This is a genomic window from Mycolicibacterium aichiense (assembly GCF_010726245.1).
Classification (GTDB): domain Bacteria; phylum Actinomycetota; class Actinomycetes; order Mycobacteriales; family Mycobacteriaceae; genus Mycobacterium; species Mycobacterium aichiense.
The window spans coordinates 852,551-877,214 of record NZ_AP022561.1 but is presented as its reverse complement, the minus strand read 5'-3'; the positions used below and the strand labels follow the sequence as shown (position 1 = coordinate 877,214).

The 24,664-nt window shown below is 67.2% G+C and carries 26 protein-coding genes; 12 read left to right on the top strand and 14 right to left on the bottom strand.

Features of this window, described 5'->3' with window-relative positions:
* Positions 1–97 precede the first annotated feature (97 nt).
* The 4 genes from G6N32_RS04290 to G6N32_RS04275 are packed head-to-tail and all read left to right on the top strand — an operon-like array spanning position 98 to position 3,033.
* Positions 98–931: a creatininase gene (locus G6N32_RS04290; protein ID WP_232077479.1), complete on the top strand. Its 834-nt coding sequence runs from the start codon at positions 98–100 to the stop codon at positions 929–931.
* Between the two features lies 1 nt (position 932).
* Positions 933–1,643 (top strand): SDR family NAD(P)-dependent oxidoreductase, encoded by a 711-nt coding sequence (locus G6N32_RS04285; RefSeq protein ID WP_115317216.1) that lies wholly within the window; start codon positions 933–935, stop codon positions 1,641–1,643.
* Positions 1,640–2,359 carry an SDR family NAD(P)-dependent oxidoreductase gene (locus G6N32_RS04280; RefSeq protein ID WP_163789118.1) on the top strand — a complete coding sequence of 240 codons (720 nt, stop codon included), beginning with the start codon at positions 1,640–1,642 and terminating at the stop codon, positions 2,357–2,359. Before G6N32_RS04285 ends, G6N32_RS04280 begins: the two co-directional genes overlap by 4 nt.
* Complete coding sequence (locus tag G6N32_RS04275) at positions 2,356–3,033, top strand: TetR/AcrR family transcriptional regulator (RefSeq protein WP_163789116.1); 678 nt, start codon at positions 2,356–2,358, stop codon at positions 3,031–3,033. Before G6N32_RS04280 ends, G6N32_RS04275 begins: the two co-directional genes overlap by 4 nt.
* Here the strand turns inward: G6N32_RS04275 and G6N32_RS04270 are convergent.
* From G6N32_RS04270 to G6N32_RS04255, 4 genes are read right to left on the bottom strand one after another with little or no spacing between them, the layout of a single operon-like run.
* Positions 3,008–3,370, bottom strand: a complete 363-nt coding sequence (locus G6N32_RS04270) for an FKBP-type peptidyl-prolyl cis-trans isomerase (protein WP_115317219.1) — start codon at positions 3,368–3,370, stop codon at positions 3,008–3,010. The genes G6N32_RS04275 and G6N32_RS04270 overlap by 26 nt on opposite strands.
* Positions 3,371–3,388: 18 nt before the next feature.
* The gene (locus tag G6N32_RS04265) at positions 3,389–4,174 is read right to left on the bottom strand and encodes a GntR family transcriptional regulator (RefSeq protein ID WP_115317220.1); all 786 of its coding nucleotides are present in this window, start codon (positions 4,172–4,174) and stop codon (positions 3,389–3,391) included.
* Between the two features lie 4 nt (positions 4,175–4,178).
* The gene (gene fabG / locus G6N32_RS04260; protein WP_115317221.1) at positions 4,179–4,955 is read right to left on the bottom strand and encodes a 3-oxoacyl-ACP reductase FabG; all 777 of its coding nucleotides are present in this window, start codon (positions 4,953–4,955) and stop codon (positions 4,179–4,181) included.
* 27 nt (positions 4,956–4,982) lie between these two features.
* Positions 4,983–5,996: a phosphotransferase enzyme family protein gene (locus G6N32_RS04255; RefSeq protein ID WP_115318839.1), complete on the bottom strand. Its 1,014-nt coding sequence runs from the start codon at positions 5,994–5,996 to the stop codon at positions 4,983–4,985.
* Positions 5,997–6,276: 280 nt separating this feature from the next.
* Here G6N32_RS04255 and G6N32_RS04250 point away from each other — a divergent pair, with 280 nt between their 5' ends.
* From G6N32_RS04250 to G6N32_RS04240, 3 genes are read left to right on the top strand one after another with little or no spacing between them, the layout of a single operon-like run.
* Entirely contained in the window at positions 6,277–7,851 is a 1,575-nt protein-coding gene (locus tag G6N32_RS04250) for an APC family permease (protein WP_115318840.1), read from the top strand.
* A 37-nt stretch (positions 7,852–7,888) separates the two neighbouring features.
* Positions 7,889–9,220 carry an aspartate aminotransferase family protein gene (locus tag G6N32_RS04245; RefSeq protein WP_115317222.1) on the top strand — a complete coding sequence of 444 codons (1,332 nt, stop codon included), beginning with the start codon at positions 7,889–7,891 and terminating at the stop codon, positions 9,218–9,220.
* 27 nt (positions 9,221–9,247) lie between these two features.
* Positions 9,248–9,496: a DUF2630 family protein gene (locus G6N32_RS04240; RefSeq protein WP_115317223.1), complete on the top strand. Its 249-nt coding sequence runs from the start codon at positions 9,248–9,250 to the stop codon at positions 9,494–9,496.
* Here the strand turns inward: G6N32_RS04240 and G6N32_RS04235 are convergent.
* The 7 genes from G6N32_RS04235 to pdxH all read right to left on the bottom strand — a co-directional run bounded on the left by G6N32_RS04235 (position 9,489) and on the right by pdxH (position 16,147).
* Positions 9,489–9,905 (bottom strand): MarR family winged helix-turn-helix transcriptional regulator, encoded by a 417-nt coding sequence (locus G6N32_RS04235; protein ID WP_115317224.1) that lies wholly within the window; start codon positions 9,903–9,905, stop codon positions 9,489–9,491. The two genes, G6N32_RS04240 and G6N32_RS04235, sit on opposite strands and share 8 nt — an antisense overlap.
* Positions 9,895–11,346: an MFS transporter gene (locus G6N32_RS04230; protein WP_115317225.1), complete on the bottom strand. Its 1,452-nt coding sequence runs from the start codon at positions 11,344–11,346 to the stop codon at positions 9,895–9,897. Before G6N32_RS04230 ends, G6N32_RS04235 begins: the two co-directional genes overlap by 11 nt.
* Before the next feature lie 119 nt (positions 11,347–11,465).
* Entirely contained in the window at positions 11,466–12,764 is a 1,299-nt protein-coding gene (locus G6N32_RS04225) for a citrate synthase (RefSeq protein ID WP_115317226.1), read from the bottom strand.
* Positions 12,765–12,825: 61 nt separating this feature from the next.
* Positions 12,826–13,503, bottom strand: a complete 678-nt coding sequence (locus G6N32_RS04220; RefSeq protein WP_115317227.1) for a TetR/AcrR family transcriptional regulator — start codon at positions 13,501–13,503, stop codon at positions 12,826–12,828.
* A 39-nt stretch (positions 13,504–13,542) separates the two neighbouring features.
* Positions 13,543–14,205, bottom strand: a complete 663-nt coding sequence (locus G6N32_RS04215; RefSeq protein WP_115317228.1) for a TetR/AcrR family transcriptional regulator — start codon at positions 14,203–14,205, stop codon at positions 13,543–13,545.
* Positions 14,206–14,233: 28 nt separating this feature from the next.
* Positions 14,234–15,508, bottom strand: a complete 1,275-nt coding sequence (locus G6N32_RS04210; protein WP_115317229.1) for an MFS transporter — start codon at positions 15,506–15,508, stop codon at positions 14,234–14,236.
* Entirely contained in the window at positions 15,509–16,147 is a 639-nt protein-coding gene (gene pdxH / locus G6N32_RS04205; protein WP_115318841.1) for a pyridoxamine 5'-phosphate oxidase, read from the bottom strand.
* 116 nt (positions 16,148–16,263) lie between these two features.
* Here pdxH and G6N32_RS04200 point away from each other — a divergent pair, with 116 nt between their 5' ends.
* Positions 16,264–17,388: a citrate synthase 2 gene (locus G6N32_RS04200; protein WP_115318842.1), complete on the top strand. Its 1,125-nt coding sequence runs from the start codon at positions 16,264–16,266 to the stop codon at positions 17,386–17,388.
* Here the strand turns inward: G6N32_RS04200 and G6N32_RS04195 are convergent, their stop codons facing one another.
* Complete coding sequence (locus G6N32_RS04195) at positions 17,389–18,726, bottom strand: MFS transporter (protein WP_115317230.1); 1,338 nt, start codon at positions 18,724–18,726, stop codon at positions 17,389–17,391.
* A gap of 157 nt (positions 18,727–18,883) precedes the next feature.
* Here G6N32_RS04195 and G6N32_RS04190 point away from each other — a divergent pair, with 157 nt between their 5' ends.
* Both G6N32_RS04190 and G6N32_RS04185 read left to right on the top strand, forming a co-directional pair.
* Positions 18,884–19,333 carry a VOC family protein gene (locus G6N32_RS04190; protein ID WP_115317231.1) on the top strand — a complete coding sequence of 150 codons (450 nt, stop codon included), beginning with the start codon at positions 18,884–18,886 and terminating at the stop codon, positions 19,331–19,333.
* A gap of 7 nt (positions 19,334–19,340) precedes the next feature.
* Positions 19,341–19,814: a 5' nucleotidase, NT5C type gene (locus G6N32_RS04185; protein ID WP_232077477.1), complete on the top strand. Its 474-nt coding sequence runs from the start codon at positions 19,341–19,343 to the stop codon at positions 19,812–19,814.
* Here the strand turns inward: G6N32_RS04185 and G6N32_RS04180 are convergent.
* Both G6N32_RS04180 and G6N32_RS04175 read right to left on the bottom strand, forming a co-directional pair.
* Positions 19,811–21,496: an FAD-dependent oxidoreductase gene (locus G6N32_RS04180; RefSeq protein WP_115317232.1), complete on the bottom strand. Its 1,686-nt coding sequence runs from the start codon at positions 21,494–21,496 to the stop codon at positions 19,811–19,813. The genes G6N32_RS04185 and G6N32_RS04180 overlap by 4 nt on opposite strands.
* Positions 21,497–21,514: 18 nt before the next feature.
* Positions 21,515–22,531 (bottom strand): AurF N-oxygenase family protein, encoded by a 1,017-nt coding sequence (locus tag G6N32_RS04175; protein WP_115317233.1) that lies wholly within the window; start codon positions 22,529–22,531, stop codon positions 21,515–21,517.
* A gap of 144 nt (positions 22,532–22,675) precedes the next feature.
* Here G6N32_RS04175 and serC point away from each other — a divergent pair, with 144 nt between their 5' ends.
* Together serC and sepH are read left to right on the top strand one after the other, a co-directional pair.
* On the top strand, positions 22,676–23,794 hold the full coding sequence (gene serC / locus G6N32_RS04170; RefSeq protein WP_115317234.1) for a phosphoserine transaminase: 1,119 nt from the start codon (positions 22,676–22,678) through the stop codon (positions 23,792–23,794).
* A 75-nt stretch (positions 23,795–23,869) separates the two neighbouring features.
* Positions 23,870–24,664: a septation protein SepH gene (sepH, locus tag G6N32_RS04165; protein ID WP_115317235.1), complete on the top strand. Its 795-nt coding sequence runs from the start codon at positions 23,870–23,872 to the stop codon at positions 24,662–24,664.

The window sequence follows — 24,664 nt, the reverse complement described above, 5'->3', positions numbered from 1 at the left end:
GGATACGAGAACCAGCTGTTTCGATAATGTATCGAAAGCGCCGATATCGCGCTGTCGTGTTATCAATTGTTCGTCTCCGAATAAATAAAGGTGAGCGATGACCCACGACCTGATGAAACCTGCCATCGGCGCAGGCACCACCGAGTACGAGTGGATGACCTGGCCCGAGATCGCGGCCGCCGCAGCCGCCGACGCGCCGATCGTCATCGCGGTGGGGTCGACCGAGCAGCACGGGCCGCACCTGCCGGTGAGCGCCGACTGGGTGATCCCGCAGACGCTGTTGCGGCTGGCGGCGGCCAAACGCCCATTCGTGGTGGGTCCCGCGCTGCGGCTCGGCTATCGGTCGCGCCCGGCCAGCGGCGGCGGGCAGCAGTTCCCCGGCACCTTGTCGTTGCGCGCCACCACCTTCATCGCGATGATCGAGGACCTGCTCGACGAGTTGATCCGCACCGGATTCCGCCGAATTATGTTGTACAACTGGCACTTCGAGAACACCAATTTCGTCTACGAACCGGCCTACCTGGTGTCGGGGCGCTCCCCCGGAGTGAAGATCGTCGTCGTCGAGAACGCGATGCCCGAGTTCGGGGCGGCCGACCTGGGTGTGCTGTTCCCCGACGGCTTTCCCGGCCTCGCGCTCGAACACGCCGCGGTGATCGAGACGTCACTGTTCGAATACCTCCGACCCGCCACCGTGCGAATGGATCGCATCGTCGATGACGCACCGGCCCGGAACGTGCCGTGGGACGTCCTGCCGATCGACCCCTCGATGTCGACCGCCACCGGCGTGCTCGCATCGGCGACCCAGGCCACTGCGGCCAAAGGCGAGTTGCTGGCCACGCGGATCGTCGACCACATCGTGTCCATCCTCGACGCCGAGTTCGAGCCGATCGAGCGTGACGCGATGCTGCTGACCGCCGACCGGGACAGCTGACATGGCAGGCACAGCCCTGGTCACCGGCGGCGCCACCGGGATGGGCCGGGCCACCGCGTATCTGCTTGCCGCACGCGGTTACCGGGTCGCCATCGACCACCTCGGTTCCGGGGCGCAGGCCGAACAGGTCGCCCACGAAATCGGAGGTATCGCCTACGAGGCCGACGTCGCCGACATCGGGGCCGTCGACGCACTCGTCGGCGCCGTCGAGTCCGATCTCGGCCCGATCGACGTTGCGGTGGCCTGCGCGGGTTTCGACGTCGACGTCGCGCTGGCGGAGGTGACCGAGGACCTGTGGCATCGCAGCCTCGCGGTGATGCTGGGCGGCTGCGCCAATGTGATCGCGAGCGTCGGTCCCCGAATGCGGGCCCGACGCCGCGGCTCCATAGTCGGGATCTCCTCGGAGCTGGCCCTGCTCGGCGACGAGAACCATGTGCCGTACGTGACGGCGAAGTCGGCCATGATCGGGCTGGTTCGCTCGATCGCGCGCGAGTACGGCCCGGACCAGGTGCGCGTCAATATCGTGTGCCCGGGTCCGACCGACACCGCGATGCTCACGCAGCGATGGCGGGGCGAGGACTATCGGAACAGCATCGCGCTCAACCGGTTCGGCACACCCGATGAGCTGGCCCGCGCGATCGTCGACGTCGCCGAGTGGACCTGGCTGACCGGCCAGGTGATCTCGCCCAACGGCGGAGTGGTGATCCAGTGAGCGGACAGATCGCACTGGTGACCGGTGCCGCGGGCGGGATCGGCCGCGCGATCGTGGCCGCGCTGGCCGACGCTGGTTGGGCCGTGGTCGCCACGGACCTGCCCGATACCGGCGAGATCCCCTGTGCCACAACGATAATCGCCGCCGACCTGCGTGGTCGGAGCGCATGCCACGCGCTGGTGGATGCCGTCGTCGCCGACTTCGGCCGGCTCGACCTGCTGGTGAACAACGCCGCCACGATGACGGTCGTCGAACCGACTCCCGCCACCATGGAACTGTGGTGGCGCGATATCGACGTGAACCTGTCGTCACCGCTGTGGCTGACCCAGGCCGCGGCGCCGGCGCTGCGCGAGGCCGGCGGGCAGGTCGTCAACATGTGCAGCATCTCCGTGCTGCGCGGCGAGCCGGGTTTCAGCGCCTACGCGGCCAGTAAGGCCGGCCTGCTCGGGATGACCCGTTCACTGGCCCGCGAACTGGCCCCGGAGGTGCGGGTCAACGCGGTCGCTCCGGGCCCCACCGACACCGAACAACTCCACCGCGACGCCGAGTTTCGCGGGGTCAGCCTGCCGCAGATGCACCGCGAATACAGCGCTGACATGCCGATCGGACGGCTGATCCGGCCCGGCGAGGTGGCCGACGTGGTGCGCTTCCTGGCCGGCACGCGGTCGTTGACCGGCGAGTGCATCCAGATCAACGGCGGGATGCTGATGTCGTGAAAAGCGAATTCGACCGCCGCGGTGACATTCTCGTCGTCGCCGCCCGACTGTTCGCCGAGCGCGGATACCTCAACACCACGATGACCGAGATCGCCCGCACCTGCGGACTCGGGCAATCGTCGTTGTATTACTGGTTCCGGCAGAAGGAAGACATCCTGCTGGGTCTGCTCGCCCTCAACCGGGTATCGCTGGACTTCGCCCGGCAGATGGTGGCTGCGACGGGCTCACCCGCGGTGCGGCTGTTGCGCCTTTTGCGACTGGACATCGGCGAGCTGTGTTCGGCCGCGGTCGACATCTGCGAGGTCGAGGTACTCGCCGAAGCGCAGCCCGAGGTGTTCGCCGATTTCTGGGCCGACACCGCGGAGCTGCACCGGCAGATGGCCACCCTGATCAGCGAGGGCATCGCCTGCGGCGAATTCATCGACTGCGACCCCGAATTAGCCGCGCTCAACATCTGCGCCGCCGAAGAGGGTGTACAGCGCCGCTACCGGAACTCCGCGGCACACGCACCCGATGGCACCAGCCCGTTCCGGCATCCGACCTACTCGCGTGAGCACATCGCCGACGAACTGTCGGCCATGCTGGTGCGCGGCCTGCTGCGCGACCCGTCGACGCTTACCGCCGTTCGAGCCCGGGCCGGCGATGTGGCTAGCGAGTTGACAACAGGTCGATGACGAAAATGAGTGTCTTGCCAGACAATTGGTGTCCGCCGCCGGCCGGGCCGTAGGCCTGCTCGGGCGGGATCGTCAGCTGACGGCGGCCGCCCACCTTCATTCCGGGGATACCGTCCTGCCAGCCCTGGATCAGCCCGCGCAATGGGAAGGAAATGGACTCCCCGCGATTCCACGAACTGTCGAACTCGGCGCCGGTGTCGTACTCGACTCCCACATAGTGGACATCGACGACGGCACCGGGCTTGGCCTCATCGCCGTCGCCGACCACCAGATCCTTGATGACCAGTTCGGTGGGCGCCGGGCCGTCGGGGAATTCGATCTCGGGTTTGCTCGTCACCGCTCACACAGTAGTCGCTCACGCGCTGCTGACCGAGCGTTCCACCCGCCCGTCCGTACCGCGGCGCTCCCGCGCGGTGACCGTCGACGTCGTGGCCGTCAACCGCACCCGGTCGGCGCGGAACAGGTCGTAGGCGTACTCGAACGGCCGGTCGGAGGCGTCGCGCGTGATCCGGGTGATCGCCACGAGCGGTCGCCGGTGCGCGATGCCCAGCCAGTCGGCTTCCCGCGGGCTGGCGCTGACCACCTCGATGGTCTCGCTCGACGTCGCGGGCACCAGACCGTAGCGAACGGCGAACAACTCGTACAGCGAGCCCCCGAGCGGCTGCTCGAGGAGATCGATGGCATGCTCGGCGACGAAGCACGAGAAGTCCACCGACAGCGGAACCCCGTCGGCGAAGCGCAGCCGCCGGATCGCGAAAACGTCGTCGCCGAGCCCGATTTCCAGCGCGGCGGCCTCTGCGGGAGTAGGCGACCTGCGGTCGGTGGCCAGCACCCGGGTCGCACTGGTGTGCCCGCCGCTACGAAGCCGCGCCGGCAGTCCGGCCAACTCGGCGGCGTTACGTTCCACGACGTCGGCCCGCACGAACGTGCCCCCGTTGCGCCCGGTCCGCCGCTCCAGCACCCCGGCACGGCTCAGCGGCAGCAGCGCGCTGCGCAGCGTGGAGCGGGAGACCTCGAATCGATCGGCCATTTCACGTTCGGTGCCCAGCCGGGAGCCGGGCCGCAGGGTGCCCTGCGCGAGCATCGACAGGATGCGCCGTCGCACATCTTCGGCGATCGGGCCCCCATCCGACTCCTCCATCGGACTAGATATTCAGTGCATCCGGCGATTCGGGCAGCACCTGACCGCCGTCCACGGCGATCGCCTGACCGGTGATGTAACCGGCCTCGACGGTGGCCAGAAACGCGGCCAGATGGCCGATGTCCTCCGGCTTGCCCAAGGCTCCTGCCGGGATCGCCTTGGTCATCCCGGCGATGTAGTCCTCACCCATGTCCGCCAGGCCCTCGGTGAAGATATTGCCCGGCAGCACGGCGTTGACGGTGATCCCGTGTGGCGCCAATTCGATTGCGGCGGTGCGCATGAAGCCGAGCTGAGCGGCCTTCGACGCGCCGTAGTGCGACCACCCCGGAAAGCCGGTGATCGGTCCGGTGATCGACGAGGTGAGAATGACCCGGCCGCGCCCCGAGGCGATCAGGGCGTCCAGGCAAGCCTGGACGGTGAACACGTTGCCCTTGACATTGACGTCGAGGACCTCGGCGAGTTGGGCCGGTGTCATCGTGGCCAGCGGCGCCTCGGGAAAGATGCCGGCGTTGGCGCAGACGACGTCGATGCCGCCGAACGCATCGACGACCGAGGCGGCCAGTTCGGCGCACGCCACCGGATCGGTGACATCGGTCCGGATTCCCAATACCTTTCCGCTGCCCAGCGCATCCAGTTCCGCAACCGCCGAGTCCAGTTCGGTGGCCGAACGCGCGGCGATCGCGACATCGGCACCCGCAGTGGCGAACACCGAGGCGATGCCGCGCCCGATGCCCTTGGTGCCACCGGTGACCACCACAGACGTCGACTGCAGATCAAACACGCGTATCTCCTTGTATTAGTCGATGTTTCACACTCGGGAGCCGAAGATTGCATCCTGCAACCAGGAGCGGTCCTCCAGATACCGTTGCGCCAGCCGGGCGGTGTTGGGGGCGAAGTCTTCGCCGAGCTCCGCCGCCGCATCGGCATCGGCGTGCGAGGCGATCCAGGCCGTCAGGTTGATCCGGCGCAGCATCACGAACGACGGGACCAGCGCCAAGTGGTCGGCGGGGAGCGATCCGGCCTCGGAGTAACCCGTGAGCCACTCCGCGATGATGCGCTCGCCCGCCGGGGTGTCCTCGATGAACGACACCGCAGCGCCCAGATCGGCCAGGTACCACGACCACCCGCAGTCGTCGAAGTCGATCACGGTGATGCCTGCGGCCGCGTCGGCCGGGTCGACCATGAGGTTGGCCAACCGCAGATCGGCGTGGACCAATCCGAATCGGTCGGGCGCCGAACCGAACTCGGTGAGCTTTGCGGTGATGTCATCGGCGGCGCGCTGGATCACGGCCCGGTCATCGTCGGTGAGTCCGGGCGCCAGACGCCAATTACCCCAGCGGGCGTCCGGACCGAGGATGGTGTCGAGGTCCCAGCGGAAGCGGGTGAACGCGCGAGGGAACGTCCAGTTCCTGGCGTGCTCGTGCATGACAGCGGTGAGCCTGCCGAGTTGGTCGAAGCCGACGGCCTCGGGATCGTCTTCCGCGGTGCAGCCCGCGACGAAGGTCACGGCGTCGACGTGCAAGACATCGCCGTCGACCTCGGCGGCGACGACGTCGGTTCCGTCGCGGGCGGCGATCAGCTCCGGCGTGAGTACCGACGTCTCCCTGCGCAGGGCCTTCATCCACGCCAGCTCGGAGCGGATCGCCTCCAGCGAGTGATAGCCCGGCCGGTGCACCCGCAGGACGATCGGTTCGTCGTCCTCGACCAGGTAGGTGGCGTTCTCGGACAGGCTGAGCAGCCGCAACGGGGTGGTGTCTGCGCGACCGTACGCGGGCAGTGCTGCACGCGCGAAGAACTCATGAGTCGGCGGCAGTCCCGGCATGGCACCAGTGTGGACCATAACGAGGGGTCGAGCAGACCAAATCCGCATATTTAACGTCCTTGTTTCGTGGCAAGGTCTTGGGAAACACACCGGAAACATCACTTGCGTATTGCCCGTAAGTTCCTGTTGACCAGGGGATCTGGCGGGGGTAACAATGTCGTCGTCGCACCACAAAGCCGTGCCGACATCGTCATTGCCCCCCGGCCTCAGTTGTAACCGGGGAATACCAGACCAAATAATTGGCACGACCCCAGTCACAGTCGAGATGGGAATCCACACAATGAGCGACACCATCGATCCGCCGGCCCCGGCCGGCAACGCAGCCAAATCCGAAACCGTCCAACGGCTCAAGCCCAACGCGGTCGGTCTGATCGGCGTCCTGTTCATGGCCGTCGCGACCGCCGCGCCGATCACCGCCATGGTCGGCAACGTGCCGATCGCGGTCGGATTCGGTAACGGCGCCTACGCCCCGGCCGGCTACTTCGTCGCCACGATCGTGCTCACGCTGTTCGCGATCGGTTATGCCGCGATGAGCAAGCACATCACCGCAACCGGCGCCTTCTACGGGTACATCTCGCACGGGTTGGGCCGGATCGTCGGGTTGGGCGCAGGCTTCCTGACGGCCATGGCCTACATGGTGTTCGAGGCGTCGCTGATCGGTATCTTCGCCTTCTTCGGCAACGACACCTTCAACTCTCTGTTCCACCTGAACATCCCGTGGATCGTGTTCGCCATCGGCATGCTGGTGGTCAATCTGGTCCTGACCTACTTCGACATCAACGTCGCTGCCAGGGTGCTCGGGGTCTTCCTGATCACCGAGATCGTCATGCTGTCGCTGATGGCACTCTCGGTGCTGTTCACCGGTGGCGGCCCGCAGGGCTGGTCGTGGGGATCGCTCAACCCGCTCAACGCTTTTCAGAACCTGAGCGGCACAGTGGCCGGAGCCGACGGCAACATGATGACGGTGGTCGGGTCGGCAGGCATCGGCCTGTTCTTCGCGTTCTGGTCCTGGGTCGGCTTCGAGTCCAGTGCGATGTACGGCGAAGAGTCCAAGAACCCGAAGAAGATCATCCCGATCGCGGTGATCAGCTCGGTGGTCGGGATCGGCGTGTTCTACGTTCTCATCTCCTGGCTGGCGATCGTGGGCACCGGTCCGCAGAATGCCATTGCGCTGGCGCAGGATTCGGCGACGGCCGGTGACATCTTCTTCGGCCCGGTCGGTGCGCACCTGGGCACCTGGGCCGTCGACCTGTTCAAGATCCTGTTGATGACCGGTTCGTTCGCCTGCGGTATGGCATTCCACAACTGTGCTGCCCGCTACATCTACGCGATCGGCCGCGAGAACGTCATCCCGGGCATGCGCAAAACACTGGGCGCCACCCATCCCACGCACGGATCGCCGCACATCGCCGGGCTGGTCCAGACCATCTTCGCGACCGTCGTCGTGCTGTTCTTCGCACTCACCGGTCGTGACCCCTACACCGGTCTGTACGGGTTGATGGCTCTGCTCGGCACCACCGCGATCATGATCGTCCAGGCGCTGGCCGCCTTCGCCGTGATCGCCTACTTCCACGTCGGCAAGAACCATCCGGAAACGGCCAACTGGTTCCGGACCTTCCTGGCCCCCCTGCTCGGTGGCCTGGGCATGCTCTACGTGATCTACCTGCTGGCCAAAAACGCATCGTTCGCGGCAGGCACCGCTTCCAGCGACTGGGTCTTCGAGATCATCCCCTACGTGGTTGGCGTCGTCGGCATCGGCGGCATCGCGCTGGCGGTGGTACTGAAATACACGTCGCCGCAGCGCTATTCGGAGCTCGGCCGGACGGTGCTCGAAGAGGCGCACGAACGCCAGTGAGTGCAGTCACGGGCCGCGACAACGAGGACGTAGCGATATGAGCTTCTCCAACATCATGGATTCCAACAGCTACTCGGCGGATCACCCGGTCGATCCCGCCACCGAATCGTTGATCGCGGCCCGTGACCGCATCCTGGGCCCGGCGTACCGGCTGTTCTACCAACGGCCGGTGCACCTGGTCCGCGGCGAGGGCACCCGGCTCTACGACGCCGACGGCGCCTGCTACCTGGACGCCTACAACAACGTCGCCAGCGTCGGGCACTGCCACCCGCATGTGGTGGAGGCAGTGACCCGCCAGCTGTCAACGCTGAACACCCACACCCGCTATCTGCACGGCGGCATCGTCGACTACAGCCGGCGCCTGCTGGATACCCTGCGCTCTGAGGGGCCCGGCCAACTCGACCAGGTGATGTACGCCTGCACCGGCTCCGAGGTGAACGACCTGGCGCTGCGAGTGGCCGAAATGTACACCGGGGCAAAGGGTGTCATCGTGACCACCGACGCCTACCACGGCAACACCGCCGCGGTGACCGCGATCTCGCCGTCCATCGGCGGCGCCGCCGTGCTCGGTGAGCACGTCCGCACGATCCCGCCGCCGGACAGCTACCGCATACCCGCCGACGAACTCGCGGGCCGATTCACCGCCGACGTCGTCACCGCGATCGACAAGCTGGTCGACAGCGGCGCCGGCTTCTCCGCCCTGATCGTCGACACCATCTTCTCCTCCGACGGCATCTACCCCGACCCCTCGGTGCTGGCGCCCGCGGTGGACGCGGTACACCGCGCCGGCGGCGTGTTCATCGCCGACGAGGTGCAACCCGGCTTCGGCCGGACCGGCGACGCGATGTGGGGTTTCCTGCGCCACGGCGTCGTGCCCGACCTCGTCACGATGGGCAAGCCGATGGGCAACGGCATGCCGATCGCGGCGATGGCTGCCCGCTCGGAGATCCTCGACACCTTCGCCCGCGAGATCCCGTACTTCAACACCTTCGGCGGCAATCCCGTGACGGTGGCCGCCGCCGCGGCCGTCCTCGACGTCATCGAGGACGAAAAGCTGATGCGCAACGCCGCCGAGGTCGGTTCGCAACTACGCGACGAGATCACGCGACTCGGCGCCGACCATCCCCGCATCGGCGACGTCCGCGGGGCCGGCCTATACGTCGGGGTCGAGGTGATCGACGAGACCGGCGCACCGGACCGGGCCGGCGCCCGGGCACTGGTCAACACGATGCGCGAGCGCCGTGTGCTGATCTCGGTATGCGGCCGCGACGGCAACGTACTGAAGATCCGTCCGCCCTTGGTCTTCTCGAGCACCGACGTGGACTGGTTCTGCACGGAGTTCGCCGGCGCCCTCGCTTCTCAGTTCTGACGCGGCAACCTCAGGCACACTGGAACAGTGGCTGAAGACAACGAAACCCTTTCCCGGATCCACGACCTGGTCGCCCAAGAGCGCGAACTGCGTGAGCGGGTAGTTCACGGACAGATCGACCCGTCGGAGGAGCACACGCGCCTGCGGGCCATCGAAACCGAGCTCGACCAATGCTGGGACCTGCTTCGCCAGCGTCGCGCGCTGCGCGAAACCGGCGGCGACCCGAGCCAGGCCAGCGTCCGGCCCGCCGACGAAGTCGAGGGCTATCTCAGCTGATCACCCGGGCCAGGATCGTCCGCAACGCCTGAAGGTCCTGCTCGTCGAGTGCGGCCAGGCCCTCCGGCGCCGGGTCGTCGGTGTCATCGAGGACGGCGATGACGTCGCGGCCCGCGTCGGTCAGCGATACCAGCTTGCAGCGCCGGTTGTCCGGATGCGGTTGGCGGACCACCAGTCCCCGCGCCTCCAGATCGTTGACGGCGACGGTGGCGGCCGGCGCGTCGATGGTGGCCGCCTCGGCGACCTGCTTGACCGTCATCGGCTGCGACGCGAGCCGACGCAGAATACGAATCCTGCTGAACGGCAGTCCCGTTCGATCGACGACGGCGCGACGCCAGCCGTCTTTGTTGTCCAGGACCAGGCTCGACATCGACCGCCACACCTGATCGGCCACCGGATTACCCGACATGGGCCGGCTCACTTCGGGTGTCGTCGATCAGCGGAGCCAGCCGCTGCGCCGACAGCTTGGCCCGAGCCGAGGTGGACACGATAGCGAGCACCACGATCACCACGCCGAGGCCCAGGTTCATCCACCACAACGGTCTGGCGGCGGCGGTGAAGTCCGCTCCCGCGACCGCCAGCGCCGAGCCGGCGACCGAACCGCACAGTGCCACACCGATACTCACGCCGACCTGCCTGCTGGTGGAGGTCACCGCCGAGGCCGCGCCGGCTCGGTCCCGGGGCATCCCGCTGACCGCGGCATTGGTGATCGGCGCGTTGACCATGCCGAACCCGATGCCGTACACCGCGAAGATCACCAGCAGCGCCCACACCGGCGTCGTGGCGGTGAGGAACGTCAGCATCACCGACGCGGCGGTCATCAACACACCGGACACCAGCAGCGACGGGCGGGCGCCGAAGCGGCCCACCAGCCGGCCCGAGAGCGGCGAGAAGAACAGGGCGCCGATCGCGATCGGCAGATAGATCAGGCCGGTGTGGGCGGCCGAGTAACCACGCTCACCCTGCAGGTACAGCGACATCATGAACAGGAAGGCCCCCCAGGCGGCGAAGGCGCACACGGCGATGACCGTAGCCGACGAGAACGGCACGCTGCGGAAGAACCGCAGATCGATGAAGGGGTCGTGGCGGCGCGATTCGTATCGCAGGAAGGCCAGCAGGGCCACGGCGGCACCGGCGGCGATCGCGATGATGCGCGGGTTGGTCCACCCCATCCCCGGTCCTTCGATCAGGACGAAGACGATGCCGAACAAGGCCAGCACGGCCAGCAACTGCCCGACCGGATCGATGTCGCGCATGGTGGCCGACTTGGTCTCCGGCACGAAGATCGCGGTGAGGACGATGGCGGCCGCGCAGATGGGCAGGTTGATCCAGAACACCGCGCGCCAGCTGATCGCCTGAATCAGGAAGCCGCCGACGATCGGGCCCAACGCCATCGATATCCCGACCACCGCACCCCACAGACCCAGCGCGCGGGCGCGCTCCACCCGGCCGACGAAGACCTGCGAAATGATGGACAGCGCAACAGGATTCATCATCGATCCGCCGAATCCCTGAATGAGCCGGGCGCCGATCAGGGTGTCGATGTCGGGAGCCAGGCTGCACAGCAGTGAGCCCACCGCGAAGGTGGCCAGCCCGATCTGGAAGATGCGACGGCGCCCGAAGCGGTCGCCGGTGGCGCCGGAGAGCATCAGCAGCGACGCCAGCACCAGGGTGTAGATGTCGATGACCCACTGCATCTGCGACGAGGTGGCGTGCAGGTCGGCGCGGATCGCCGGGATCGCAACGTTGACGATCGTGGAGTCCATCGACACGATCAGCAGGCTCAGGCAGCAGGACGCCAGGATGATCGTCTTGCGCCGTGCGCTCAGCTCGCCAACAGTTGTAATCACACAATCATTGTGAAACTACAACCGTTGACGGGTCAAGGCGATACTGCGCCGAAATCGACGCAAATGATGAAGATCACTCGGACTTCTGCGCCCAAACGTCGGTGTGGGCGGGGAGAGAACTAGCCGCGGGTGTCGATCGTGGCGTAGTCGCGCTCGGTGTAACCGGTGTAGATCTGGCGCGGACGGCCGATCTTGCTGCTGCCCTCGTCGTGCATCTCCCGCCAGTGCGCGATCCAGCCCGGCAGCCGGCCCAGCGCGAACAGCACGGTGAACATCCGGGTCGGGAAGCCCATCGCGCGGTAGATCACGCCGGTGTAGTAGTCGACGTTCGGGTACAGCTTGCGCTCGATGAAGAAATCGTCGGTCAACGCGATCTCTTCGAGCTGCTTGGCGATCTCGAGCAGCTCGTCGTCACCGCCGAGCTTGCCAAGGATCTTGTCGGCCTGCTCCTTGACGATGCGCGCCCGCGGATCGTAGTTCTTGTAGACGCGGTGCCCGAAGCCCATCAGCTTCACCCCGTCTTCCTTGTTCTTGACCTTCTTGACGAAGGTCTGCACGTCGTCCTGGCCGACGCGGATCTTCTCCAGCATCTCCAGCACCGCCTGGTTGGCGCCGCCGTGCAGCGGGCCCCACAGCGCATTGATGCCGCCGGAGATCGAGGTGAACAGGTTGGCCTGCGAGGAGCCGACCAGGCGCACGGTCGAGGTCGAGCAGTTCTGCTCGTGGTCGGCGTGCAGGATCAAAAGCATGTCCAAGGCGCGAACAATTTCGGGGTCGACCTCGTAGGGCTCGGCCGGGAAGCCGAACGTCATCCGCAGGAAGTTCTCCACCAGTGTCAGCGAGTTGTCCGGGTACAGGAACGGCTGGCCCTCGGACTTCTTGTACGCATACGCCGCGATCGTCGGCAGCTTGGCCAGCAGCCGGATCGTGGACAGCTCGACCTGCTTCTTGTTCAGCGGGTCCAGCGAGTCGGGGTAGTAGGCGCTCAACGCGTTGACCGTGCTGGACAGCACCGGCATCGGGTGCGCATCGCGCGGGAATCCGTCGAAGAACCGCTTCAGGTCCTCGTGCAGCAGGGTGTGCCGCTGGATCTGGGTGGTGAACTTCTCCAGCTGCTCGGTGGTCGGCAGCTCACCGTAGATCAGCAGGTAGCTCACCTCGATGAAGGTGGACTTCTCGGCGAGCTGCTCGATCGGGTAGCCGCGATAGCGCAGGATGCCGGCGTCGCCGTCGATGTAGGTGATCGCGCTCTTGGTCGACGCCGTGTTCACAAATCCCTGGTCGAACGTCGTGTAGCCGGTCTTGGCCAGCAACGGGCCCAGCGCGATCCCGTCAGACCCCTCCGTCGCTTTGACGATGTCGAGATCCAACTCGCCGCCCGGATACTTCAGGGAGGCGGTCTCGTCGGTTGCGGCCACATGAACCCCTTCTGAGCTCGTCGACGCCTGCAAGGCGTCCGTATGTAGGTGAAGGTAGTCGCTATTCTGCCGATACGCCCGCGGGGGTGTGGCCCGGGGTCACCCACGGCGCCCAGAGCCGGGTGAAAAGCCCGTACACCGACTCGATTCGGCGGCACACCACATCCGGCTCGATCGGCGGACCGTCGCCGGTTCCGAGCCCGTTACAGGCCACCCCCATCACCACCGCCCAGGTGTCGAACAGGATGCGGACCGACGGGTGGTCAACCGCCACACCCATGCGCTGTGCCGCCACGTCCATCGCCCGGTGATGGAAGCCACCGGCGCGGAACATGAACGGCGCGAGCCCGAGCGCCGGGGCCGAATTCACGATCGTCAGCAACAGCCGCATCCGCTCGAACGACGCCGTCGATCCGTGCTGCTCGGTGCCGAACGTCTCGAGGTGCGCACGGGCCAGCGCGTCGTATTGGTTGATGTCGAGGGGCTGGCGCGCCAGGGCGGCGGCCACATCGCCGGCGACCTCGTCCAGGATGGCGACGAGCACCGCCTCCTTGTTCGAGAAGTAGCGGCTGAACGTGCGCGGGGCGACCTCAGCGGCGGCGGCGATCTGCTCGACGGTGGTGTTGTCGTAACCCTGGTCGATACACAGCGTGACGGCGGCGTCGATCAGCGTCGCCCTGGTGCGCTGCTTCTTGAGTTCACGCAGGCCGGGAACGGGAAGTTTCCCGACAACGGCCACGTCGCGCCTCCCCCCTCGCCGTCCCGGCGCCCCCCGAGGTCAAACCGTAGAGGGTAGCGCCGATCCCCCTTCCAGCGCGGCGATATCGGCGAATTCGGTGAAGGCGAGGTGCAGCCGGTCGGCCATGATGACCCCACAGTTGTCGTAGTCGCCCGGCCCGATCACCAACTGCCCCCACGCAGCGGCCGTGATCGCACCCCACACCGAGACGATCAGCGCCACCCGCTGGTCCCTCGGATCGGTGCCCATTCGTGCGGCCACCGCCACGACCAGTGGCTGCAACCGCGTCGCCGCCGCCGCCAGCCGCAGTGCACTCGACGACGAGATGACGTTGACCATCAACACCAGGCGGTGCGTGGTCAGCGGGGCCACCGCACCGGAGGTGACCCCGCGCAGCGCGATGGTGTGCGCGCGAGCCAGCGCAGTCAGCGGCGGGACTGCCGCGTCGATCGTGGCGAGGGCGGTGGCCGCGGCCTCGACGAGATCGTCGAGCACGGTCATCATCACCGCATCCTTGGTCGGGAAGTAACGACTGAATGTTCGCGGGGACACCTCGGCCGCGGCGGCGATCTGCTCGACGGTGGTGTTGTGATACCCGCGCTCGATGCAGAGCGCGACGGCCGCGTCCACGAGCATGGCGCGCGTGCGTTGCTTCTTCCGTTCGCGCAGTCCCGGAGGTGGCTGCGCGATCACGTCGCCCACTGTTCGATCGTAGCCGTACCGTGCCGATTTACGGGTTCGCCGCCGGCACCCGATAGCGAACGAAAATCGGGACGGCCGCGGCCGCGATGAGCACGCCGACCACCACCAGCGCTCCCCCACCGGCCGCGGCGATCGTGGTACCGACCACCGCGGCTGCCGCTCCGTGCAGGGCATCGGCCAGCCGGGGACCGCCCGCCACGACCACGGTGAACACCCCCTGCAGCCGGCCGCGCAGATCGTCGGACGCCACCTGCTGCAGGATCGTCGAGCGGAACGCCGCCGACACCATGTCCGCTGCGCCACCAATCGCCAAGAACACCAACGCAATCCATAGCATCGTGCCGGCATGGCCATGCGCGAGCCCACCGGCGACGCCGAACCCGACCATGGCCGCGCCCCACACCACGATCGAGATCACGACGGCCAGACCCTGACGCCGGATGCGAGGGAACCAGCCGGAGAACACCCCGCCCGCCACCGCGCCGACCGACATCGCAGCCGCCAGCAGCGCGATCGTGGTGCCACCCTCGATCGGAGCGCCGAAACTCTGATGCGCCATCTCCGGGAACAACGCCCGCGGCATGCCCAGGATCATCGCGATCAGGTCGACCACGAACGACATCAGCACGACTTTGTTGCCGGACAGGAAACGGAAGCCCTCGACGACCGAGCGCAGCGCGTCGAAGCCCATGCCCCTGCCGCCGACAGCAGGCGGGATCGGCGCGAGCCGAAAGGCCACCAGGACCGGCACCACGCAGGTGAGAGTGTCGATCAGGTAGAGGGTGGACAGGTCGACCCAGTGCAGCATCACGCCGGCCATCAGCGGGCCGACGATCGCGCCGAACTGGAACACCGTGAAGTTCAACGAGTTGGCGGCGGGCAACTGGTCGCCGGGCAGCATCCGCGGGATGGCGGCGGCGCGGGTCGGGCTGTCGATGGCGTAGAACACCTGCTGCACAGCCAGCAGGCACAGCACCGCCCACACATTGTTCAGGCCCAGGGCGGCCTGCAACCACAGCAGCAACGAGGACACCGTCAAACCGCTGGAGGTGATGATCAGCAACACCCGGCGATCCATCGCGTCGGCCCATGCCCCGCCGAGCAGACCGAAAACCACCAGCGGCACCAGAGCGAACACGCCGGACAGCCCGACGTACGCCGAGTTGTGGGTCAGTGCGTAGAGCTGGACGGGGACGGCGAAGATCGTGAGATTGGCCCCGATGACCGTGATGACGCCGGCCACCCACAGCCGGCGGAAGTCCGGCGTTCTCAGGGGGGTGGTGTCGGCAAAGAGCCGCGCCACCTACGGCTGCAGACGCTCGATGGAGCCGTTGCTCACACGAATTCGGTTGTGTACCCGGTTCTCCCGGCCCTGCCAGAACTCGACGACCTCGGGGGCGATCCGATAGCCACCCCAGTGCGGCGGCACCGGCACCTGCTCGTCGGCGGCGAACCGCTCGGTGACCTCGGCAAGCTGAGCGAGCAGCTCCGCGCGGGAGCCGATCGGGCGCGACTGCGCCGACGCCCACGCCCCCAGCTGGGATCCGCGCGGGCGTTTGGACCAGTACTCCTCGGTCTCCTGTGCGCTGACCTTGGTCACCGCGCCGCGGATGTGCACCTGCCGCCCCAGCGCGTACCAGGGGAACGTCACGGCGGCATACGGAGTCGCCGCCAGCTCATCACCCTTGGCCGAGTCGTAATTGGTGTAGAAGGTGATCCCGGTCTCGTCCACGCTCTTGCACAACACCGTGCGGCTCACCGGTCTTCCCGCGTCTCCTCCCGTGCCGATGGTGGCCAGCACCATGGCGTTCGGCTCGGCGATCCCGGCCGCTTCGGCGTCGGCGATCCACCTGTGCAACAGGGCAAGCCAGCCGTCGGCGAGCCAGTCGACATCGAGGTCGCTGCTGCCGTCCTTCTCCACCGAGCCGTACTCAACGCGCATCGCCGCGAGGCGATCGTCCCTGGGCGTCTCCACGGCCCAACGGTACGCCGCAAACATTCGGCTGCCGGTTACCGACCGGCAGCGACGAGCCGATGGCCGAGTGGGAGAATCCCCCCATGACGGTGGTACCCGACGACTTCGTGCCCGGCCTCGAAGGGGTGGTGGCCTTCACCACCGAGATCGCCGAACCTGATCGAGATGGCGGCGCACTGCGCTACCGCGGTGTGGACATCGAGGAACTGGTCGGCAATCGCGTGACGTTCGGCGACGTGTGGGCGCTGCTCGTCGACGGCAAGTTCGGCAACGGTCTGCGCCCCGCCGAGCCGTTCCCGCTACCCATCCACACCGGCGACGTCCGGGTCGACGTCCAGGCCGGCCTGGCGATGCTGGCGCCGATCTGGGGCTACGCACCGCTGCTGGACATCGACGGCGAAACTGCCCGCGATCATCTTGCGAGGGCGTCGGTGATGGCGCTGTCCTACGTCGCCCAATCCGCCCGCGGCATCTACCGGCCGGCGGTGCCGCAGCGCGTGATCGACGAATGCACCACTGTCACAGAACGTTTCATGACCCGCTGGCAGGGCGAGCCGGACCCGCGGCATGTGGAGGCCATCGACGCCTACTGGGTGTCGGCGGCCGAGCACGGGATGAACGCCTCCACGTTCACCGCGCGCGTGATCGCCTCGACCGGAGCAGATGTCGCGGCCGCGATGTCGGGCGCGATCGGCGCGATGAGCGGCCCGCTGCACGGCGGTGCGCCCGCGCGGGTGCTGCCGATGATCGAGGACGTCGAACGCACCGGTGACGCTCGCGCGGTGGTGAAAGGCGTCCTGGATCGCAACGAGAAGCTGATGGGCTTCGGCCACCGGGTCTACCGGGCCGAGGACCCGAGAGCACGGGTGCTGCGGGCGACCGCCAAGCGGCTGCAGGCGCCGCGGTACGAGGTGGCTGTCGCACTCGAGCAGGCGGCGCTGGCCGAGTTGCGGGAGCGGCGTCCGGACCGGGCGATCGAGACCAACGTGGAGTTCTGGGCCGCGGTCATCCTGGACTTCGCCCAGGTACCCGCCAAGATGATGCCCGCGATGTTCACCTGCGGTCGTACCGCCGGGTGGTGCGCCCACATCCTGGAGCAGAAGCAGCTCGGCAAGCTGGTCCGTCCGTCGGCGATCTACGTCGGTCCGGCACCCCGGCCGCCGGACGCGGTGCAGGGCTGGGACGAGATCGCGCACCGACCCGTCTAGTCAGGCCCGAAACGCCGAGCCCCGCTCCCGGTCCAGATACGTGTCGGCCTTGTTGCGCAGGAAGAACACGTACACCACCAGCGACACCGCGATGCAGACCGTGACATAGCCGATGAACAACGGTACGTGGCCCTGCTCCTTGGCAGCCTGGTAGATCAGCGGCGCCGTCCCGCCGAAGATCGAGTTCGCCAGCGCGTACCCGACACCCACCCCGAGCGCCCGCACCTGCGCCGGGAACAGCTCCGACTTCACCAGCGCGTTGATCGAGGTGTACCCGGTCAGGATCACGTAGCCGGTCGCGACCAACGCGAAAGATGCCAGCGGCGAACGCGTTTGGGGTAGGAACGTGATGAGGATATAGGTGTAGAGCACGCCCCCGACACCGAAGAACACCAGCATCGGCTTACGTCCGATCCGGTCGCTGATGATCCCACCCACCGGCTGTAGCAGCATCAGGAAGATCAGCCCGGTCAGATTGATCCACGTCGCCGTCATGCCCTCGCCTTTGTAGGCGGTCTTGACGATCGCCGGGGCGTTGACGCTGTAGGTGTAGAAGGCCACCGTGCCGCCCAGCGTGATGAGGAAGCACAGCAGCAGCGGCCGCCAGTACTGCGTGAAGAGCGCCCGCATGGATCCCGCACCGCGGTCCTCGCCCGCCTTGGCCGCCTCGATGACGTCCTCGGACAGCGACTCGTCCATCGTGCGCCGCAGCCAGAACACCACCACCGCGGCCACGCCGCCCACGGCGAACGCGATGCGCCAACCGAATTCGCGCAACTGGTCGTCGTTGAGCACCGACTGCAGGATCAGCAGCGTCAGCTGCGCCAGCACGTGGCCGCCGACCAGCGTCACGTACTGGAACGACGAGAAGAAACCGCGCCGCTCCCGCGTCGCCGCCTCCGACATGTACGTCGCCGACGTGCCGTACTCGCCACCGGTCGCGAAGCCCTGCACCAGCCGGGCCACGACCAGGATGATCGGCGCCGCCATCCCGATCAACGCCTGCGAGGGCACCAGCGAGATCATCAGCGAGCACAGCGCCATCAGCGACACGCTCACCGTGAGCGCCGCCCGCCGGCCTCGCCGGTCGGCGAACCGCCCGAAGAACCACGACCCGACGGGGCGCATCACGAATGTGATCGCGAATATCGCATAGACGTACACCGTCGAGTTCTTCTCGGACTCATCGAAGAACTGGCCCTCGAAATACGTTGCGAACACGGTGTAGACGTAGACGTCGTACCACTCGACCAAGTTGCCCGACGACCCTCGGATCGTGTTCCAGATCGCCCGCCGGGTCTGGGCGGCGCTCGACCGCGGCACTGTCGTGGTGGTCATCGTCGGCCTCCCTGTGTCAGCCCGAACCGTACTCCACCGCGGCTCGTTTCTGTCGGTCCACAGTGGTTGCCTGCGAGGCGGCCGATGAGTTTTCCCCGGCCGCGATGTCTACCCCGGTGGCGGACCGGCCGGCCGCACCACACCACAGGAGGCTTCCATGGCGATCGAGATCCAACCCGCACTGTCCCCGCACCTGGTCGTCGACGACGCTCCCGCGGCGATCGACTTCTACATCAAGGCGTTCGGCGCCACCGAGATCGGTCGGGTCCCCCGTCCCGACGGGAAACTGATCCACGCCGCGCTGCAGATCAACGGGGCCATGATCATGCTCAACGACGACTTCCCGGAGATGTCCGACGGCAAGTCGATGACGCCGCCTGCGCTGGGCGGGACGCCGGTGACCATCCATCTGACCGTCACCGACGTCGACCAGAAATTCCAGCAGGCGCTCGACGCGGGCGCCACCGTGGTGATGCCGCTCGACGACCAGTTCTGGGGCGACCGCTACGGCATGGTCCGGGATCCGTTCGGGCACCAGTGGTCGCTGGGGCAGCCGGTGCGCGAGGTGAGTTACGACGAGATCCAGCAGGCGATGAGCCAGGCATGATGTAGGCGTGACCCGGGATCACCGCAAGATCCTCTACATCGACCTCGACAACACGATGGTCGACTTCGGCCATCGGATCGAGGGCCTCGATCCGGTCGTGGTGGACAAGTACCGCGGCCGGATGGACGAGGCGCCGGGCATCTTCGCCTTGATGCGTTCGATGCCCGGCGCGATCGAGGCGTTCACCGAACTGTCCGCGCTGTTCGACACCTACCTGCTGTCCACCGCGCCGTGGCGCAACCCGTCGGGTTGGCAGCACAAGGTGGAATGGGTGCACGAACACCTTGGCGGCGAGGAGGATTCACCCGCGTACAAGCGGCTGATCCTGACTCACCACAAGGACCTCAACCGTGGTGACTTCCTCGTCGACGACCGGCCGAACAACGGCGCTGAGCGCTTCGAGGGCGAGTGGATTCACTTCGGCTCGGACCGGTTCCCGGACTGGGCCGCCGTGCTGAACTATCTGCGCGAGAGGGCTTAACGCAGCAGCCCGGCAAGCAGCCGCCGGGCCAGCGGCGGCTCGGGTGCCCGGGCCGCGACTGCGACCATCTCGGACACCTCGGTGAACTTCACCCGCGCCCGCCCCTGCGCTTCGCCGCGGGCCGTCTCGGCGGCGTCGATCGCACGCCAGCCGCGGGCGTCGACCACATCGGGCTGACGGGAGCGAACCAGCTTGTCCAGCAACGCCGATCGCGCGTCGGGGTCGCCCAGCAGTCCGGCGTTGAAGTCGTCCACCAGGTTCGACACGGTCTGCATCGAACAGGATTTGTTGGTGCCGATGAAGCCGGTCGGACCGCGCTTGATCCAGCCCGCCACGTAAGCGCCGGCGATGGGCTCGCCGGTGACCGGATCGATGACCCGCCCGTCCCGGTTGGGGACGACGGCGGCCGATTCGTCGAAGGGCAGACCGGCGATCGGGGCGACGCGGTATCCGATCGAGGTGAGCAACAAGCCGGCTTCGATGTGCACCGGGTCTTCGGTTCCGGTGCACCGGAATTCGACGCACGCGACCCGTTCGGTGCCGAGCACCCGGTGCGGCGTCAGCCGATAGACCAGCCTGATGCGCCTACGGTCGATGCGTTCGGACGCGACCGGCAGCTTGGCCAGGATCTCGAGTTTGGCGATCGTGACGGCATCGGTGGCGGTGGCCAGGTCCTCCTGCACGAGGGCGTGGTCGGCGGCGTCGAGGACGACGTCGGCCGTCGACGTCAGCCCGATCAGCTCGGGCAGGGTGAACGCCGAGTCGACAGGGCGGCGCCGCGCCGCGATCACGACCTCGCGCACGGCTGAGCCACGCAGGGCACTCAGCGCGGCGTCCGAGATGTCGGTTCGGGCCAAATCATCGGGGTCGGCGGTCAGGATCCGGGCGACGTCGAGGGCCACATTGCCGTTTCCGATCACCACCACCCGCTCGTGGCGCAGGTCGACGGGCAGCTCGGCGAAGTCCGGGTGGCCGTTGATCCAGGCCACCGTTTCGGTGGCCGTGCCTGCCCCGGGCAGCTCCATGCCTGCGATGTCGAGCCTGCGGTCGTGCGGCGCGCCGACGGTGTAGAGCACCGCGTGGTGGTGCTGCAGCAATTCGGCATGCGAAACATGCTGTCCCACTTCGACGTTGAGGTAGAACGTGAAGCGCGGATGCTTACTCATCTTCTCGAACAGCCGCGTGACTCCCTTGGTGTGCTGGTGATCGGGAGCGACACCGGCGCGGACCAGGCCGAACGGGGTGGGCAACTTGTCGAAGACATTGACCCGCACCCCCTTCTGCGTCAGCAGCTCGTCGGCGGCGTACATGCCCGCCGGCCCCGAACCCACCACAGCCACCGTGAGGTCGGTCCCACCGCGACGCAGCTGCGGTGCCGGCAGCACCGGTGCGAGCTTGGAGGTCGGCGGCAGTTTCACGCCGGCCGGCCGCTCGGGATAAAAGCCGGCGTTGAGTTCGATGAACGGCAGCTGCTTGTCGGTCAGTTTGCTGTCCGGCGCGATCGCACCGACCGGGCAGGCGCTGACGCACGCCCCGCAGTCCACACAGGCCACCGGGTCGATGTACAGCATCTCGGCGGTCGCGAAGCCTGGCTCGTCGGGGCTGGGGTGGATGCAGTTGACCGGGCAGGCGTAGACGCAGGACCCGTCGCTGCAGCACGACTGGGTGATCACATGGGGCACGGGCGTGAGTCCTTCGGGTTACGCGACAGCTACCACGTGCTGGCGGGCAGGCTCGCTGCGGAAGCGGCTCGGCGCCCCGTCGATCCGGCAGATCCGCCAGATCAGCTTCGCCAGCGGGTTCATCAGGCCGGTGTCGTGGCACAGCATCCGGACGTCACCGAACATGTCGCGCAACATCTGTCGCGACGAGGCCGAGGAGAAGAAGATGTCCTTGCGCACTGAGCGCGGGATGTCGAACTCCTTCCAGAACGCCTTCGGCGGCACGATGATCGCCGAGCACAGCACCCGCATCACCACCGGCACATAGAGCGACAGCCAGAACCGCTTGCGCCGTGGCAGGTGCGGCACCCGCTTGCGCAGGTACTCGTGCGCGAACGAGATGTGCCGGGCCTCTTCGGCGACGTGGATCGCCATCACCCGCTCCATGATCGGGTGCAGCGTCTTGCCTTCGCGCAGAACGTTTTTCTGGGTGTGGTCGATGGGTTCCTCACCGGCGAGGATGCCGAACCAGAAGGGGATCGGCAGCGGGCCGGCCACCAACGGGATCGCAGGCTGGACCCACTTGAGCAGGCGGGGCATGCCCGGCACGTCGGCGCCGATGTGGTTGACCATCTCCTGGAACATCATCGTGTGGTTGCACTCTTCGACCGCTTCGTGCAGGCAGTATCGGTACTCCGGCGAACCGTTGGGCGCCCAGAACGCGTACTCCATCAGGCCCCGGATGAGGATCGACTCGAAGTGCAGCCCGACCTTGGCGACGTTGGACTGGCGCCACATGCCGATCTCGATCTGCCGCTCTTTGGATTGCGACTGATACCAGGGGTGCTGCCCGATCGGGTCGGTCGCAGGCAGGATCCAGCGCTCGTCGTTCGGGACGACGGCGAACTCGGGCGAATCCCAGTCGATGTCGGTGTACGGGTTGAAGTTCCTGCGCACTGACCCTTCGGACAGCGTCATCAGCTTCTCTACGTATTCAGTGTCGTCCAGCACGTCCATGTTGCGGCGCCAGCGCTGGATGATCTTGGTTCTCGCCATGACAGTCTCCTCAACAGAGGTTTACATTTGGGCGGGTGATGTCCAAACAGTACCGCAGGTATCGCATACTGTCCATACCCCGAAAACAGGTTTGCTGAACGCCTCGGTGTAATACCCGCCTGCGTGGACTCCTAGGCTTGGGGCATGGCTGATTCGCTCACGATCCCCGCTGATCTCAAGCCCGCCGACGGCCGCTTCGGCTGCGGCCCCTCGAAGGTGCGTCCCGAGCAGCTGCAAGCCCTGCAGGCGTCGTCCGCCTTGTTCGGTACCTCGCACCGCCAGGCGCCGGTGAAGAACCTGGTCGGCCGGGTTCGCGACGGTCTGCGTGAGTTCTTCTCGGTCCCCGACGGCTACGAGGTCATCCTGGGCAACGGCGGCGCCACCGCATTCTGGGACGCTGCCGCGTTCGGGCTGATCGAGAAGCGCTCACTGCACCTCACCTACGGCGAGTTCTCCTCGAAGTTCGCCTCCGCCGCCACGGCCAACCCCTTCATCGACGACCCGATCGTGATCAAGGCGGACGCCGGTAGCGCGCCGGAGCCGCAATCCGACCCGTCCGTCGACGCGATCGCCTGGGCACACAACGAGACCTCAACCGGGGTGGCCGTGCCGGTTAGCCGGCCGGCGGGTTCGGAGAACGCCCTGATTCTGATCGACGCGACATCCGGGGCCGGTGGGCTGCCGGTCGACGTGACCGACGCCGACGCCTACTACTTCGCGCCGCAGAAGAACTTCGCCAGCGACGGCGGCCTGTGGCTGGCGATCGTCTCCCCCGCCGCGCTGGCCCGCATCGAGGCCATCGCCGGGTCCGGCCGCTGGGTGCCCGACTTCCTGTCACTGCCGATCGCGGTGGACAACAGCCTCAAGAACCAGACATACAACACGCCCGCGATCGGCACGCTGGTGCTGATGGCCGAGCAGGTCGACTGGATGAACGGCAACGGCGGGCTGGACTGGGCGGTCAAGCGCACCGCCGACTCCTCGCAGCGGCTGTACTCCTGGGCTGAGGCGTCTTCGTACGCCACTCCGTTCGTCAGCGATCCCGCACTGCGGTCACAGGTCGTCGGCACCATCGATTTCGCCGACGAAGTGGACGCCGCGGCAGTGGCCAAGGTGCTGCGGGCCAACGGCATCGTCGACACCGAGCCGTACCGCAAGCTGGGCCGCAACCAGCTGCGGATCGCGATGTTCCCGGCGATCGACCCCGACGATGTCTCGGCGCTGACCCAGTGCGTCGACTGGGTTGTCGAACATCTCGGCTGACTTGTTCGTCACCCCCGCGTGTCCTAACCGTAATCAACTCGGGGCTGGGTTAAAGTCCGGGCGAAGGAGGTCGACATGCGAGAACTCAGGGTGATCGGACTCGATGTCGACGGCAGGCACATCATTTGCGAAGGTCCCGACCCGGCCGACAAGTTCACCCTGCAGGTCGACGACCGACTGCGTGCCGCGGTTCGCGGTGACCGGTCGCTGGGCCAGACCCTGAGGGACAAAGAGGTCAAAGGCGTGTTGCGGCCAAGGGATATTCAGGCGCGCATCCGTGCGGGTGCGTCCGTCGAACAAGTTGCCGCGTCATCCGGCATGGACATCAGCAAGGTCGAGCGATTCGCCCACCCGGTGCTCTTGGAGCGCTCCCGGGCGGCCGAGCTGGCCGGCGCCGCGCATCCGGTGCTGGCCGACGGCCCGGCGGTGACCACGCTGCTGGACACCGTCACCACCGCCCTGGTGGCGCGTGGGCACAGCCTCGAGTCGACGTCATGGGACGCCTGGCGCGGCGAGGACGGCCGCTGGGTGGTGCAGATGTCGTGGCAGGCCGGACTCTCCGACAATGTCGCGCACTTCCGTTTCAGCCCCGGCGCGCACGGTGGCACGGTGTCGGCTCTGGACGACGCGGCCAGCGAGCTGATCGACCCGAGGTTCGAGCGTCCCCTGCGCCCGGTGGCCGTCGTCGCCCAGCTGGAGTTCGACGAGCAGCAGCCTCAGCCGGCGCCCGCCCCGGTTGAGGAGAAGCAGGCACCCGCTGCGGCCCCGGCTTCCGCCCCGGCGCCACGGGCCAAACGCGCCAAGGCCAAGCCGTCCGTACCCGGCTGGGAGGACGTGCTGCTCGGGGTGCGGTCCAGCGGCGAGCGCTGA